This is a genomic window from Muribacter muris (genome assembly GCF_001038205.1).
GTDB classification, from domain to species: Bacteria; Pseudomonadota; Gammaproteobacteria; order Enterobacterales; family Pasteurellaceae; genus Muribacter; species Muribacter muris.
This window is the reverse complement of record NZ_JWIZ01000076.1, coordinates 1-15,078: the sequence shown is the minus strand read 5'-3', so window position 1 is coordinate 15,078 and position 15,078 is coordinate 1. Positions and strand designations below refer to the sequence as shown.

Genomic DNA, 15,078 nt, shown 5'->3' with positions numbered 1-15,078 from the left:
AAATGTAGAAGCAACCAACGTTAAAGCGACTGATGTCAATACCACTAACGTTACTGCCACTAACAATGTCAATGCTAAAAACATCACTGCTGCCGAAAAAGTTAAAGCAAAAGATGTAGAAGCAGCTAATGTTAAAGCTAGTGAAAGTGTTTCGGTCAATAATCACGAATACATCAATAAACAAGGTGTGAATGGTAATGACAAACGCATTACTAGAGTAGCTCGTGGAACAGAACTAACGGATGCTGTAAATGTCAGCCAATTAAGAGATCTTGAAAAGGATATCGCACAGCAAAATAAACGCCTACGTGCAGGTATCGCAGGGGCAACAGCTTTAAGTTTCTTACAAACTCCAACTTTACCTGGTAAAAGTGCTGTATCAGCGGCTGTAGGTGGCTATCGTGGTGAAGAGGCTATTGCGATTGGTTACTCAAAGAACTCTGACAATAATAAAGTTAACCTAAAACTCGGTGTTAGCGTTAATACACGAAAAGATGTTAACTGGGGTGGTAGCGTTGGTTATCAATGGTAGTAACTTAGAAATATCGTAATTATTTCTATAGAATGTATTAAAAAGACCATCTTTTAATAAAAGATGGTCTTTTTTACCTAAGTAGTTATATCTGCTTACTGATTTATAACTATTTCTTAATTAAATACAGTGCAGCATCAACATAACGGTCGATAAATTCACCCATTGAGGAAACATCGGAAAAGCCTTCCGCATTGATCTGGAACTGCTCATTCACAAAAAAGGTCGGCACACCGCGCACTTTAAAGCTCTCCGCCAGTTGCACCTGTTTATTGACTAACCCGTTTACCGCAAAACTGTTGATACCGCCGTCAAACTGCTCGGCACTCACGCCATTTGCGATAAAGATAGTGCGAATATCGTCCATTGATTTAATCGCATCTTTTTGGGCATTTTCAAACAACAGCGTTTTCACCTTATCTTCCACGCCCAATGCCATTGCTAACGCCCAAGCCCGAGTTAAATTTTCAGACTGACGACCTAAGAAATTCACGTGGTACTGTTTCAGCACCGCGCCTTCCGGCAATTTTGCTTTGATTTTACTTGGAATTTTATAATTTAATTCAAAATCATAGCAGTGCGGGCAGTAGAACGAGAAAAACTCGACCACTTCTTTTTGAGTAGAAGGCACTTGGCGGACTTCAATATAGTGCTTGCCTTCACTAAAATCCTGTGCCATCACGCTCGGCTGAATCGCAAAAAGGGCAGATAATGCTACGAAAGCGGCCTTCAAAGGTAATTTTTTCATTCAGATTTCCTCTTTATTAAAAATGTGTTTGACCAAATCAGTCGGTTAAAATTCCACGGGCTCGCAATAATGCGGTTTTAAAATCATCTTCATAATCTTTTTTCAGCCCCGGAATAGCCTCCGCTTTGTCCTTGCCCCGCATTTTGAGCTGATAAATCAGCACCTCATCACGCAGTGCATCTAATTGTTGCGGTTTGCCCACTTCTTCCGCCAACTTATGCAATAAATCCAGCAAATGTAAATCCGGCTCTTTGCGCCAATGCTCGCCGAGTAACTCCAACACTTCCTCTAAACGCTTACATTTCATTTCACAATCCTTAAAAAAATTTGTCGAAAACAGGGCGAAATCATATACTGTTACCCCTCATTTTGCAAAATAAGGGGAGAAAAATGACGCATATTTCCGCTGTGATTTTAGCCGGTGGGTTAGCCCGCCGCTTAAACGGCAAACCGAAAGGATTGCAACACTGGGCAGGTAAACCTCTCATTAGCCATATTCTTGAACGGCTACGCCCGCAAGTTTGCAATATTGTTTTGAATATCAACCGCTTGCAAGCCGAATACGCTCGCCTCTACCCCGATTTACCCCAATATGCCGATCAGCTACCCGATTTCCAAGGGCCATTAAGCGGTATGCTGTCCGGCTTTGCCCATATTAACGGGGATTATCTGCTATTCGTGCCGTGCGACAGCCCGTTACTGCCCGAAAATTTGCTCAAAAAACTGCATACGGCAATCACGATCAACCAAGCACAGATCGCCTACGCCCACGATGGTGAACGCCCTCACCCGGCATTTGCCCTGCTACATCGCAGTGTCGAACCCGCTCTGAAAACCTATCTGACACAAGGGCAACGCCGTTTGTTGCATTTCTTTGCGACACAAAAAAGCGTGGCGGTCGATTTTTCCGAACAACCACAGGCTTTCCGCAATTTTAACTGCGAGGCAGATTTTGCAAGCGGGCAGATTCCATTCCCATTTTGCAAAACGCCTATTTTGGCAATTACCGGACACAGCGGTACGGGCAAAACAACCTTGTTAGAAAAACTGATCCCTCTCTTAAACCAACGGGGACTGCGGGTCGGGCTAATCAAACATTCCCACCACCATATTGAAGTGGATAAAGTCGGCAAAGACAGCCACCGTTTGCGGCTGGCAGGGGCAAACCCGACAATGATTGCCTGCGATCAACGCTGGGCATTGATGACCGAAACAGCCCTCCCCGCAAGCTTCGCCCAGTTGGTAGCCCAATTTGACAGCCAGCAACTCGATCTCATCTTAGTCGAAGGTTTTAAACACGAACCACTACCCAAAATTCAGTTACACCGTCAAGGCATCGCCAAACCTTTGCCAGAGATGGACGACTTCACCCTCGCCACCGCCACGGATTACCCTTTAGCAAGGAAAAACCACTTAAATATCAATAATATCGTGCAAATCGCTAATTTTATCTTGGGCTATCTGCAAAAGCCAATATCAAACGGCTGAGCAAATTGACGCTGCGGGGCGTTATTACGTCCCGTTCCAAATAATGCTTAATCCTCAAGCAAAAACGGATCGTCCCACAGTTCTTCCAAGAAGGCTAAAAAGTCCTCTTTTTCATCGCCCCGAAAGCCCGAAATATCAAAACCGGAAGCACTGGAAAAGCGTACCCTCACATTCACATCCTCAAATTTCTCTGCAATGCGCTCCGGCAGCCTTTCCAACAATTTATCCATTGTCTGCTCTTGCATTGCTAGCTTTTTCGTATCACGTTCTTTCACAAAACGTATATCCAATACTTTCATACCGACTCCTTATTTACTGTTTAGATAAACAGTATAATACAGTATTTTTCCACCCTGTCAATTCATACAGTAAATTTATTTTGCAAAAAGAAAGGCGGAACAGACCGCTTGTCTGATCCACCTTAGTCGATGATATTAGTTAAAATTTATAGCTCACATTCGCCGTGATTTTGCGTCCTTCGCCGTAGTAGCAGGCGTAATAGCACGAGCTGACATATTTTTTATTCGCCAAGTTCGAGACATTTACACGGGCTTCCCAGCGGTCGTTAATGGCATATTTCGCCATTAAATCCACGAGTGTGCGAGCGGGGACTTTAATCCCTGCGTTGCCTAATTTATCGCTTGTTGTGCCAGTATAACGCAATCCAGCTCCCACTTTTAAGCCTGTCAATGCACTATCCGTAAAGGCATAATTGACCATTGCCGCATAGCTGTGACGAGGTTGAGCAGGTGTGTCCACGTCTTGAGTTGAGCGTGTTTTGGCGTTCATATAGGTGTAGGATAATGTGGTGGAAAGCTGTTCGGTTAAGTTTAAATCAGCCTGAATCTCTACCCCTTTGCTTGTTTGCTTGACAGCTTGGGTGGAAGCTCCGTCATTTGCCGCATTAACGAGGGCATTTTTCTCGCTTAAATCAAAGTACGCCACCGAGAATGTGCCATCAACAAAGGACGGCAAGTATTTGAAACCCACTTCGTATTGTTTACCCTCGTAAGGTTTGTATTGGTTTTGTCCGTCATTGCCTGAAATTGGGCGGAAGGATTCCGAATAGCTCACATACGGGGCGAAACCAAGATCGGTCATATACATTGCCCCAGCCGAATATGAAGTATGGTTAAGATTATACTGGGTTTGTGATCCGAAACTGTTGGCTGAACCTTTGGCAAAATCACGGCGAACGCCTAGATTGACGGTGAGTTTGTCGTCTAATTGGAATTGATTTTGTAAGTAAATTCCCGTTTGGCGTTGCTTGTCCTGATAGGCTGGCACGCTTGGTTGTGGCATTGGGAGACCATTATTGCGATACACATTGAAAGCATATTGTGGTTCGCTGGCAAACCCATACACGCCATCAACTTTATGGTGGCTATAATCTAACCCAGCGGTGAGGCTGTTGGTAAGGCGGTCGTTTTTCCACATTTTCGTTAAACGGTTATCAACGGTATGGCTACGAGCCGTGCCATTGGCGTAAGTGGCACTTTTATTTGCCATTACATCGTCCAACATATAGCCATAACTGGTCACAAATTGTTTGGAGTCGTTATGGGCGAAACGGTAGGTTTGGGCAAAAGTGTAGCCTTCGCCAAATTGGTGGCTAAATTCATAACCGATTGTTGATTGCACACGGTTTAAATAGTTGTGATCATTTTGTCCATAATTGGTGCGGTTGGGAATGTTACCTGCGGTCAAAACACTATATTTTGGGAAAAAGTTGGTCGTTGGCACACCAACATCTTTTTGGAGGCTGGCTAACACAGTCAAATGGGTTTTGTCGGAAATATCCCACGCCAAACTTGGTGCGAAATAGTAATTTTCGACCCACGTTTTGTTGGTTTCGCCATCACGTTTGGCATAATTTCCCACTAAACGAAAACGCAGATTATCGCTGATCGCATTGCTGACATCGGCGGCAATGCCACGTTCATTGCGATTGCCGAGTGTGAATTCCACTTCGCCTTTTGGCTCTTTGGTTGGACGTTTGCTAATGAGGTTAATCAAGCCCCCAGTTTGAGCCGTACCGTAGGTTAAAGAATCCGCTCCTTTGACGATCTCAATGGTTTCCAAACCATAGATATTCGGATTCCAGCCGAAATAGCCGCCTTTGTAAATGGACGCACCATCAACTCGCACGGTGGCATCAAAGCCCCGAATTTTGAGCCAATCTGTTGAGTCCAAATCTGCCCCATATTGTTGGCTATTTACCCCGGCCTCGTAGCGAGTAGCCTCATCAAGTTGATGAACGCCCTGATCTTTGAGCTTTTCCGCCGAAAGCACACTGGTTGAACGTGGCGTGATATAGTCCACTTTGCCCACTTTAGCGACAGAGCCGATCACGCTGATTTCATCAAGTTGCGTAGGGGCTTCATTCGCAAATGCAGGGCTAATTGCCATCATCACCGCAATGGCGGTGTTCGAGTAGAAAAAATGTTTTTTCATTTAAGTATCCTATAAAAAGTAAGGGAAATTGTGATCCCAAGCGGTACGATTGGAGCATTTTTTTGCGATATTGCATTGCTTTTTGGGCAGATACACGAGGCGGCCCTACATTTTCTTTGAATATCGCAAAATTTTGCCTTAAACCGACCGCTTGTATTGGTTAAATTCGTCTGATCATCACTAAAAAATAACTGCCGCCGATCAGCGTGGCGACTAAACCTGCCGGCACTTCGTAGGGAAACAGTATCTGCCGTCCTAGCCAATCGGCAAGCAACATTAGCCAACCGCCGAGCAGTGCTGAAATCCATAATTGTTGGTGAGCTTTCACCACGCCGAGCCAACGCACGATTTGCGGAACAAGCAAGCCGATAAAACTCAAAGGCCCGATCAGCAAAGTGGCTAAGGCGGATAAGACCGCACTCAGCACAATCAAAATCCAACGTGCTTGCACCACATTTAAGCCGAGAGCCTGTGCCATTGGGGTTTGTAGCAAAAACAGTGTGAGCCAACGGCTAAACAGCAGGCTGACCGCCACCAAGCCAATCGCCACCACAAAAAATGGCACGGCAATCTCAGCGGTGATGTGTTGGGTTGAACCCGATGTCCACACAATAAGCTGATTTACCCTTGGATCGCCACTGGCAATCGCCAAACGTTGTAGGCTATCGAACAGAGCGGAAAGGCTAATCCCCGTCAGTAACACTTTTTCGGGCAACATTCCGTTCGCTTGGTTAATCCACATCAGCACCGCTAAAGCGAGTAATGCCCCTGCAATGCCCGCCAGCCAGATCCAATGGGATGGCAACTGGGAAACGCTAAACAGAGCGATTAAAACCCCCATACTCGTCCCCGATGAAATCCCCAATAATTCGGGGCTTGCCATTGGGTTGAGAGTTAAACGCTGTAACAGCACACCTGCGACCGCCAGCAACGCCCCAACCGCTAACGCAATTAACACGCGTGGATAGCGTAGGGCAATGTATGAATTTTCGCTCAATTCTTGCCACGCCCAACCATTTCCGCCTTTACCCAATGAGAGAGCGGGCCAAAGCGTAATAGCCAGCCCTAAAAAAATCCAAAGCCACAGTTTGCGTGGAGCTTGTTTTTGAACTTGTGTAACGGTTTCGCTTAAACGTCCCGTTGGCAAGGCTCGGAACATCAGCCATAGCAATAATGGCGTGCCGAGTAATGCGGTAACTGCCCCTGTGGGTAGATGAATGGCGTAAAAATGAGCAAGCAGTTGCAACACTAAATCAGTATTGGCTAATAATAACGCCCCACCGCATAACGCCCCGATAAGCTGATATTTCAAGGTTCGCACACCGAGTTGGCGGACGAGCGTTGCCGCTGCCAAGCCGATAAAACCGAGCATTCCCACCGCACTCACTACCCCTGCGATAAGCGTAGCACTCACCAATACACCGATTAAACGTAACCGAACAACTGGCACGCCTAAGTTTTGGGCGTTGTTGTCGTTCAACGCCAAAATACTCAACGGGCGAATCAGCATTGCAATAATCAGCACCAAAGGCACGGCTTGCACCGCAAGCCATTGGCTGTCTCGCCAGCTTTCTTGCACCAGTGAGCCGGCACTCCATTGTGCCAAGCCACGAGATTCTTCGGGGAAGAACAACATCATCAAGGCGGAAAATGCCCCAAAATAGAGATTTACCACCAAGCCTGCCAACACTAATAAGAGTGGCGACATTGTTTTCCGCATTGCGAGGGTTAGCACTAACAGCAGGCTTAAGCCTGCTCCAATCAGGGCAATTAGGCTTGCTCCCCATTCCAAACTGTGCGGCACAAAAATAGCGGCGAGAAACAGGGCGAATTGAGCCCCTGCACTAATGCCGAGTGTGTTATCTGAGGCAAGCGGGTTGTTCATCACCTGTTGCAAAAGCAAACTAGCAAAGCCCAATAATCCCCCAGCCAATAACGCCATTGCAATGCGTGGCAGGCTGTAATTTTGAATGAGCAACATCGCAAGGGAGTCGCTTGGCTGAAACAGGACGAATAGGTTGCCGTTGGTTGGCAACTGTACGCCGAGCAAAATGGCAGATAATAGGACGAAAGCGACCGCTTGCACGCCGAAAAATAGGCTAATGCGTGTTACCATTGTTCACCCCCCGTTTGCAACGCTTGGCTGAATGCGTGGGCAAAGCGTTCCGCGGCAGGCAAACCGCCAAATGTCCAAATTGGCGGCAGAATAACAGGGTCGTTTGCCAAGGCTAAATGTTGCCAAAGCGTATTGTGTTGCAAGGCTGAACCGAGATTGGTAGGGTAAGGTTTTACCACAACCAGACGGCTATTTTTCGGCAACTTCGCCAACTGGGTAACGTCAATCCATTCAAAGCCCCACTGATTGTGCGACCCCTGCCACGCATTCTGAAAACCGAGCTGGCTCAACACCGCACCAAATAGGCTATTTTCCGCATAAATCCGCAAGTGGCGGCTATCGCTAAACTGCACTAACGCTATCGGGCGTTCAGCAAATGGGGCAACAAGCGGGCGGATTGTCTCAATTTTTTGCAAATAACGTTGGTGCAAAGTGTCAAAGGTGTGTGGCTTGCCGATAAGCGTTGCCACCTGTTTGGTTGCAGTTAGCACATTTTGCCACGCCTCGCCCTGTTGGTAGAAATCTACCGTTGCAACGTCCGCCACTTTCGCTAACGTGGAGTGAGCCTGCTGATAAAAGCCACTGTTGATGAAGATTAGCCCCTGTGGATATTGTTGTGCAACGTTGAAAATTTGTTCAGGGTTCGGCTGCAACCGCACACCCAAATCGACTACTTCGGGCGGTAAAGCAGGTTCGGCAACCCACACTTGATAGCTCGGTTTATCGCCGACCGCAACAGGTGTTTCGCCCAATGCAAGCAAGGTTTCAGCGACCGTCCAGTCTAGCGTTGCGACCGCTTTGGGCGTGGCAAAGAGTGGATTAGCAAAAAAGAGTGAGCAAAGCACCGCTTGTAAGAGTTTAAATAGGGATTTCATCAGTAAAAACTCACAGGGCGTTGGGTGGCAGGGTGGGAAATCACATTCAGTTCAATCCCATAAATCGCTTGAAGGGAGGCGGTATTCACGATTTGGTGAGCATCGCCCTGTGCAAGTAGCCGCCCACTGTGCAGGGCGATGAGGTGATCGCAATAACGAGCGGCGAGATTGATGTCGTGGATCACAATAATCACGCCTAAATTAAGCTCTCGGCTTAAGCGATGGACTAATTCAATTACTTCGACTTGGTGGGCAATATCAAGGGCTGCCAAGGGTTCGTCCAGCAACAAAAATTGGCTCTGTTGGGCAAGTAACATTGCCAACCAAATGCGAGAACGCTCGCCGCCCGATAGCACATCGACACATTGCTCGGCAAAAATATGGGTATCGGTGAGCGTCATCGCCCGTTCAATCGCTTGCTTATCTTGGGCGGTTTGACGACCAAATAAACCATTCCACGCATAACGCCCCATTGCGATCAATTCTTTGGCGGTGAGTTGAGTGGCAGTCGGCAAATGTTGGGGCAAATACGCCACTTGTTTCGCAAAAGCACGAGCTGACCAGCGAGAAAGTGGCTTATCATTAAAGCTGATTTCTCCAGACGATAAGGGCTGTTGCTTAGCGAGTAGCTTAATCAAAGTCGATTTCCCAGATCCATTATGCCCAATCAAGCCATAAACTCTACCCGATTCAAACGTGAGCGAAATGGGGTGGAGAATAGGTCTATCTGCCAATCGAAAAGACGCATTTTGAACAATAAACACAAAAATACCGAGCAAAATTTACATAAAGCAATATTTTAATTGAAAATTATTAGCATTTGAATAGTTATCATAAAAAAGGGCAAAAAAACGGCACAATCTAGGTTGTGCCGAAGGGGGTTATAAAATGCCCTGCTGTTTGAGCAACGCATCAAGACGGGGTTCTCGCCCACGGAATTGTTTGAACAATGCCATTGGTGAGCGTGTACCGCCTTGGGATAAAATGTGATCCACAAAGGCTTGCCCGACCTCACGGTTTAAAATGCCTTCTTCTGCAAAGCGGGAGAAGGAATCCGCAGCCAAAACGTCCGCCCACATATAGCTGTAATAACCTGCCGCATAGCCGCCGGCAAAAATGTGGTTAAAGGCGTTTTCAAAACGGTAATAAGGCGGCAATGCCACCACCGACACTTGCGCTTCTACCTCGTTTGCAATTTGGCGGACAAACCCGGCTTTTGTCGGTTGATATTCGGTATGCAGGCGGAAATCCAACAAGCCGTACTGTAATTGCCGCCCCATTTTATAGGCAGACTGGTAATTTTGCGCCTGTAAGATGTTCTCTAATAACTTATCCGGCAACGGTTCACCGGTGTCGATATGACCGGAAATCAACTTCAAAGACTCCGCCTGCCAGCACCAATTTTCAAGCATTTGGCTCGGGTACTCCACCGCGTCCCAAGGAACACCGTTAATACCGGATACCGCCGCCACGTCCACTTGGGTCAGCAAATGGTGCAGGGTATGTCCAAATTCGTGGAACAGTGTTTCCACCTCTTGATGTAACAGCAGTGAAGGCTTGTCTTTCAACGGTTTGGTGAAATTACACACCAAAAACGCAACCGGTTTTTCAAGGTTGCCGTCCGCTAATTTTTGGCGGGAGATCACGCCATTCATCCACGCACCGCTGCGTTTATTTTCACGGGCGTAAGGGTCGAAATAGAACGAACCGAGTAGCTGATTTTGCCCGTCAAACACGTCAAAAAAGCGTACGCTGTCGTCCCACACGTCCACGCCGTCTTTTTGCAAAATAGTGAGATTAAACAACCGCTTGCAGATCTCAAACAAACCTGCCAGTACTTTTTGTTCCGGAAAATAAGGACGCAGTGCTTCGTCATTGACTGCATAACGGCTGTTCTTCTGTTTTTGGCTGTAAAATGCAACATCCCACGCATTCAAGGTTGGCACGCCAAATTCGGTTTTGGCGTACTCGGCAAGTTCCGCGAGCTCTTTTTGCGCTTGCGGGCGGCTGCGCTTGACCAAATCGTTCAAAAAATCCAGCACTTGCTGCGGATTTTCCGCCATTTTGGTGGCGAGGGAATAGTCGGCATAGCTGTCAAAATCGAGTAATTTCGCCAATGCGAAACGCTGGGCTAAAATTTGGTCGATAATTGGGCTGTTATCCAGTGTGTGATCCGATAATTCGGACGCTCGACTGACGTAGGCTTTGTACACTTCTTCCCGCAGTGCCGCATTTTCGCAATAGGTCATCACCGCCGAGTAGCTCGGATAATCAAGGGTAATCCGATAGCCGGACTGATTTTTACTCTCCGCCGACTCTTTCGCTGCCGCCAATGCCCGCTCGCTTAAGCCGGCGAGTTCAGCGGGATCTTGAATGCGTTTTTCCCATTTTGCCGTCGCGTCCAGCACATTATTGCTAAATTTGCTGCCCAATTCGGAAAGCGTTTGCATAATTTTGGCATAATCCGCCCGCTTGTCTTCAGGCAGGCTAATGCCGGATAAACGGAAATCCAGCAACACATCGTCAATCGCTTTTTGTTGGGCGAGGTCGTATTGCTGAAATTCAGGGCTAGCTTTCAGGGTCAGATAGGCTTGGTATAAGGCTTGATGCTGCCCCGCCCAAGTGCTGTAATCGGTCATCGATTTTTGTGAGACTTCGTGGGCTTTGCGAATGGCGTCATCGCTTTTTACCCCTTTGAGATGCCCGACAAGCGTCCACACCTGCGATAATTTCGTATTAACGTCCGCCAACGGCAAATAGAAATTTTGCCAAGTGGGGTTGGTTTGGGCAGACAGTTTATCGGTCAGGGTTCGACACTCGGCAATCAGAAAATCGATCGCCGGCTTAACGTGCTCCGGCTTGATTTTGGAGAAAGCCGGCAAGCCGCTAAAATCCAGTAGCGGATTGCCCTGCAAGGCAGCCGGCACATTTAAGCGGGTCTGTCCGGCAAACACATATTTCGGCAAAGTCAAATAGGCTAAGCCGAGCGAGGTGAATTGTAAAAATTGACGGCGTTGCATTTTCTTACTCCCTTTATAAAAAGAATGTGGGCATTCACCCTAACACAACGGCAACGAAAAGCAAGCCGAATTCCCCCGCCTGTGCTGCTCAAATTTATCGCTGCAAAGGCACAAAAACGGGTTTTCAGCCGATAAAAAAACCGACCACGCGGTCGGTTTTTTTCTCAAAATTGGCAAAAAATTATGCTAATTTTTTGATTTGCGCAGCTAATTTTGATTTGTGGTTAGCCGCTTTGTTTGCGTGGATTAAGCCTTTAGAAGCCATTCTGTCCACCACTTTTTGCATTTCAACGAAAGCAGCTTGTGAAGCAGCTTTATCGCCAGTTGCTACTGCTGCGTAAACTTTTTTGATGAATGTACGCATCATTGAGCGTTGGCTTGCGTTGTGTTGGCGACGTTTTTCAGATTGAATCGCGCGTTTTTTTGCTGACTTGATATTAGCCAAGGTCAAACTCCTAAAAAATATCTGTGTAAAAATAAAAAACATAAAACCGCAGTTTTATGTGCTATCGATAGTTTAAAGTTTCATTTTCAACGAGACACGGGCTTGAAAATAACATCGTTCACGCAAGAACGGTTCTTGTGTAAAAGATAGGGGCGGATTTTAGCAGTTTTTTTCTGATTTTCCTATAACAAACTGCTAAAATTCCGATCAATTTTTACTTTACACCGAGAACATCGTGAGCAAAAAATTATTAAAATCGGGAATGATCGTCAGCACAATGACCCTACTCTCCCGCATCTTAGGCTTAATCCGTGATATTGTGGTGGCAAATTTATTGGGCGCGGGCGTGGCAGCCGATGTCTTTTTATTTGCCAACCGCATTCCGAACTTTCTGCGCCGTTTATTCGCCGAGGGCGCATTTTCCAAAGCCTTCGTGCCGGTGTTAGCGGAATATAACGCCGATAACAACATCGACAAAACCCGTGAATTTATCGCCAAAGTGTCCGGCACATTGGGCGGCTTAGTTACGATTGTTACCCTTGTCGCAATGCTTGCCTCACCGATAATCGCGGCACTATTCGGCACGGGCTGGTTTGTCGATTGGCTTAACGGCGACGAAAATGCGGATAAATTCACCCAAGCCTCACTATTGCTGAAAATCACTTTCCCTTATTTATGGTTTATCACGTTTGTGGCACTATCCGGCGCGGTGCTGAATACCCTCGGCAAATTCGGCGTAATGGCGTTCTCGCCCGTTCTGTTGAATGTGGCAATCATTGCGGTAGCAATGTGGGGCGCACCCTATTTTGACTCGCCCGATACGGCTTTAGCGTGGGGGGTATTTTTAGGCGGTTTACTGCAATTTCTCTTCCAAATTCCGTTTATGAAACAGGCGGGGCTATTGGTCAAGCCGAAATGGGCGTGGCACGATGAGGGGGTGAAAAAAGTGCGGAATTTGATGATTCCGGCACTGTTCGGTGTTTCCGTTACTCAGCTTAACCTGCTGCTCAACCAAGTGATCGCCAGTTTTCTGGTTACCGGTTCGATTAGCTGGCTCTACTATGCCGACCGCCTAATTGAATTTCCCCTCGGCTTATTCGGCATTGCCATTTCCACTGTGATTTTGCCGAGCCTTTCCCGCATTGCCAAACAGAAGGCGTTGAATGATGCCGAACGCCACTTCCAATTCCAAAGCACAATGGATTGGGGGGTGAGAATGGTACTGTTGCTCGGTATTCCGGCGATGATTGGAATGATGATCCTCGCCGAACCCTTGATGATGACAATGTTTATGCGAGGTAAATTCCAGCTCACAGATGCCGTTGCCGCCGCCCAAGCTCTGTTTGTAATGTGTTTCGGGCTTATCAGCTATATGTTGATTAACGTGCTGGCTAACGGCTTTTATGCTCACCAAAACACCAAAACGCCGGTCAAAATCGGCATAATTGCCGCCGTCAGCAATATCGGCTTCGGCGTATTTGCTATCCCGTTCGGCTATTTAGGTTTGGCGATCGCCTCCACCTTATCGGCGGCAGTGAATATGAGCCTGCTCTATCGAGGCTTAGCCCAACGCAATATTTATAATCTCAGCGGCAAAACGGCAATTTTTGCACTGAAATTGTTGATCGCCGGCTGCATAATGGGCGCAGCCGTCTCCTATTTCTGCCCAGCCCTCGAACAATGGTTCGTGCTGTCGCTCTGGCAAAAAATTCACTGGATTATCTGGTTAATCGGCTTAGCCATCATCAGCTATTTCCCGACCCTCTGGTTGTTAGGGGTGCGAAAACGGGATTTTCGGGCTTAGATTTTATCGGCAAGCGGTCGGTTTCCGGCAAAAATAGGCAGTGTTATGTCGGCGTTGTAAAAACTAAATGCTTGCTCACAGGTAAACGCACCGCTTGCGTCCATTATATTTTGCAAAAAATAGTGGGCAACCGACCGCTTGTAGCCCACACATTTTATGATCTCTATCACAAAATTGCGGTTTGGTGGTTGATTGTGGGAGACTTTAAAACTATGCTGAAACCTTTCGGCAATTGCTTTAATCATAACATCTAATATGGGGGAATTATAATGTCGAAGCAACATAATATCTTGGTAATTAACTGCGGCAGTTCATCGTTAAAATTTTCGATTATCGATCCGCACAGTGAAGAAAGCCTGCTGTCCGGTTTAGCGGAATGTTTGGGGCTGGCAGAGGCAAAAATCAGCTGGAAATACGCTGGTGAGAAATTTAACGCGCCCCTCGCCCCTCACTCAACCCATACCGATGCACTGACCTTTGTTACCGATAAGATCCTTGCCGATTACCCGCAATTAAAAGAGAGCATTCAAGCCATCGGGCATCGCATCACCCACGGCGGCGAAAAATATCATCAGCCGACCTTAATTACCGAAGAAGTCATCGGCGAAGTGGAAAAACTGTTTGAACTCGCCCCGTTGCACAATCCCGCAAATATTATGGGAGTACGCGCGGCACAAACCGCCTTTCCACACTTAAAAGCCAAAAATGTGGCGGTGTTTGATACGGGCTTCCACGCCACGCTGCCAGCTCACGCTTACCTCTACCCGCTACCGATTTCCCTCTACGAGCAATACGGCATTCGTCGCTATGGTTTCCACGGCATCAGCCATTATTACATTGCTTATAAAACGGCGGAGCAGCTCGGCAAGCCGTTATCCGATTTGAATATGATTAGCTGCCATTTGGGTAACGGTGCATCTATCACGGCAATCAAAAACGGCGAGAGTATTGATACATCAATGGGCTTCACTCCGTGCGAAGGATTAGTAATGGGAACACGCTGCGGTGATATTGATCCGGCGTTGTTAATTTACCTCAAACAGAAATTGGATCTTTCTACCGAAGAAACCAGCAACTTAATCAACAAACAATCGGGCTTGCTCGGCTTGAGCGGTAGCAGCAGCGATTTCCGCTACATTACCGAACATTACGAACAAGATAAAAATTGCCGCATTGCGTTGGAAGTCTATATTCACCGTTTGGTAAAATATATAGGCGCTTATGCGATGCTGCTCGACAATCAGCTTGATGCGATTGTGTTTACCGGCGGGATCGGCGAAAACTCCGAACTGGTACGCCGCTTGGTGTTAGAAAAACTGACCATTTTAGGTTTTGAACTCGATCAGCAACGCAACCTTGCCGCCCGTTTCGGCAACAGTGGTGAAATTACTACCGAAAAATCGCTACATTCCGCCTACGTCATTCCAACTAACGAGGAACTGGTGATTGCTAAATATACCACCGCCTTTTTCGCAGCATAATTACAAAAAATCAATATTCTGTAGCAGTTGCACAAAGTTGTTTTTTGTTCACTTGTAGGGACACACTGCGTGTGTCCTTTATAAAAATCAAATTATTTCAATAGGTTAAAATCCG

The 15,078-nt window shown here is 46.9% G+C and carries 14 protein-coding genes; 4 read left to right on the top strand and 10 right to left on the bottom strand.

Annotated features, from left to right (window positions below):
- On the top strand, positions 1-532 hold a 532-nt coding region (locus RO21_RS13250), incomplete at its 5' end, for a YadA C-terminal domain-containing protein (protein WP_193789296.1).
- Between the two features lie 109 nt (positions 533-641).
- On the opposite strand, the gene dsbA is transcribed toward RO21_RS13250, so the two are convergent.
- Both dsbA and RO21_RS10305 read right to left on the bottom strand, forming a co-directional pair.
- Positions 642-1,280: a thiol:disulfide interchange protein DsbA gene (gene dsbA, locus RO21_RS10310; protein WP_047977699.1), complete on the bottom strand. Its 639-nt coding sequence runs from the start codon at positions 1,278-1,280 to the stop codon at positions 642-644.
- A 37-nt stretch (positions 1,281-1,317) separates the two neighbouring features.
- The gene (locus RO21_RS10305; RefSeq protein WP_047977698.1) at positions 1,318-1,587 is read right to left on the bottom strand and encodes a DUF1040 family protein; all 270 of its coding nucleotides are present in this window, start codon (positions 1,585-1,587) and stop codon (positions 1,318-1,320) included.
- An 83-nt stretch (positions 1,588-1,670) separates the two neighbouring features.
- On the opposite strand from RO21_RS10305, the gene mobA reads away from it, so the two are divergent.
- Positions 1,671-2,768 (top strand): molybdenum cofactor guanylyltransferase MobA, encoded by a 1,098-nt coding sequence (gene mobA, locus RO21_RS10300; RefSeq protein ID WP_047977697.1) that lies wholly within the window; start codon positions 1,671-1,673, stop codon positions 2,766-2,768.
- Positions 2,769-2,815: 47 nt separating this feature from the next.
- Here the strand turns inward: mobA and RO21_RS10295 are convergent, their stop codons facing one another.
- From RO21_RS10295 to rpsT, 7 genes are all read right to left on the bottom strand, one after another.
- Positions 2,816-3,067 carry a DinI-like family protein gene (locus RO21_RS10295; RefSeq protein ID WP_047977696.1) on the bottom strand — a complete coding sequence of 84 codons (252 nt, stop codon included), beginning with the start codon at positions 3,065-3,067 and terminating at the stop codon, positions 2,816-2,818.
- 139 nt (positions 3,068-3,206) lie between these two features.
- Positions 3,207-5,222 carry a TonB-dependent siderophore receptor gene (locus RO21_RS10290; RefSeq protein WP_047977695.1) on the bottom strand — a complete coding sequence of 672 codons (2,016 nt, stop codon included), beginning with the start codon at positions 5,220-5,222 and terminating at the stop codon, positions 3,207-3,209.
- A gap of 160 nt (positions 5,223-5,382) precedes the next feature.
- Positions 5,383-7,338, bottom strand: a complete 1,956-nt coding sequence (fhuB, locus tag RO21_RS10285) for a Fe(3+)-hydroxamate ABC transporter permease FhuB (protein WP_047977694.1) — start codon at positions 7,336-7,338, stop codon at positions 5,383-5,385.
- The gene (locus RO21_RS10280) at positions 7,332-8,213 is read right to left on the bottom strand and encodes an iron-siderophore ABC transporter substrate-binding protein (RefSeq protein ID WP_047977693.1); all 882 of its coding nucleotides are present in this window, start codon (positions 8,211-8,213) and stop codon (positions 7,332-7,334) included. The genes fhuB and RO21_RS10280 overlap by 7 nt, the downstream gene beginning before the upstream one ends.
- Positions 8,213-8,977, bottom strand: a complete 765-nt coding sequence (locus RO21_RS10275; protein WP_047977692.1) for an ATP-binding cassette domain-containing protein — start codon at positions 8,975-8,977, stop codon at positions 8,213-8,215. The genes RO21_RS10280 and RO21_RS10275 overlap by 1 nt, the downstream gene beginning before the upstream one ends.
- Before the next feature lie 117 nt (positions 8,978-9,094).
- Positions 9,095-11,233, bottom strand: coding sequence for an oligopeptidase A (prlC, locus tag RO21_RS10270; protein WP_084724294.1), 2,139 nt, complete (start codon positions 11,231-11,233; stop codon positions 9,095-9,097).
- A gap of 181 nt (positions 11,234-11,414) precedes the next feature.
- Positions 11,415-11,678, bottom strand: a complete 264-nt coding sequence (rpsT, locus tag RO21_RS10265; RefSeq protein WP_047977691.1) for a 30S ribosomal protein S20 — start codon at positions 11,676-11,678, stop codon at positions 11,415-11,417.
- A gap of 235 nt (positions 11,679-11,913) precedes the next feature.
- Between rpsT and murJ the strand changes: the two genes are divergently transcribed.
- Positions 11,914-13,482, top strand: a complete 1,569-nt coding sequence (gene murJ / locus RO21_RS10260; RefSeq protein ID WP_047977690.1) for a murein biosynthesis integral membrane protein MurJ — start codon at positions 11,914-11,916, stop codon at positions 13,480-13,482.
- On the opposite strand, the gene RO21_RS10255 is transcribed toward murJ, so the two are convergent.
- The gene (locus RO21_RS10255) at positions 13,479-13,727 is read right to left on the bottom strand and encodes a hypothetical protein (protein ID WP_047977689.1); all 249 of its coding nucleotides are present in this window, start codon (positions 13,725-13,727) and stop codon (positions 13,479-13,481) included. The genes murJ and RO21_RS10255 overlap by 4 nt on opposite strands.
- A 24-nt stretch (positions 13,728-13,751) precedes the next feature.
- Here RO21_RS10255 and RO21_RS10250 point away from each other — a divergent pair, with 24 nt between their 5' ends.
- Entirely contained in the window at positions 13,752-14,963 is a 1,212-nt protein-coding gene (locus RO21_RS10250) for an acetate kinase (protein ID WP_047977688.1), read from the top strand.
- Positions 14,964-15,078: the final 115 nt, after the last annotated feature.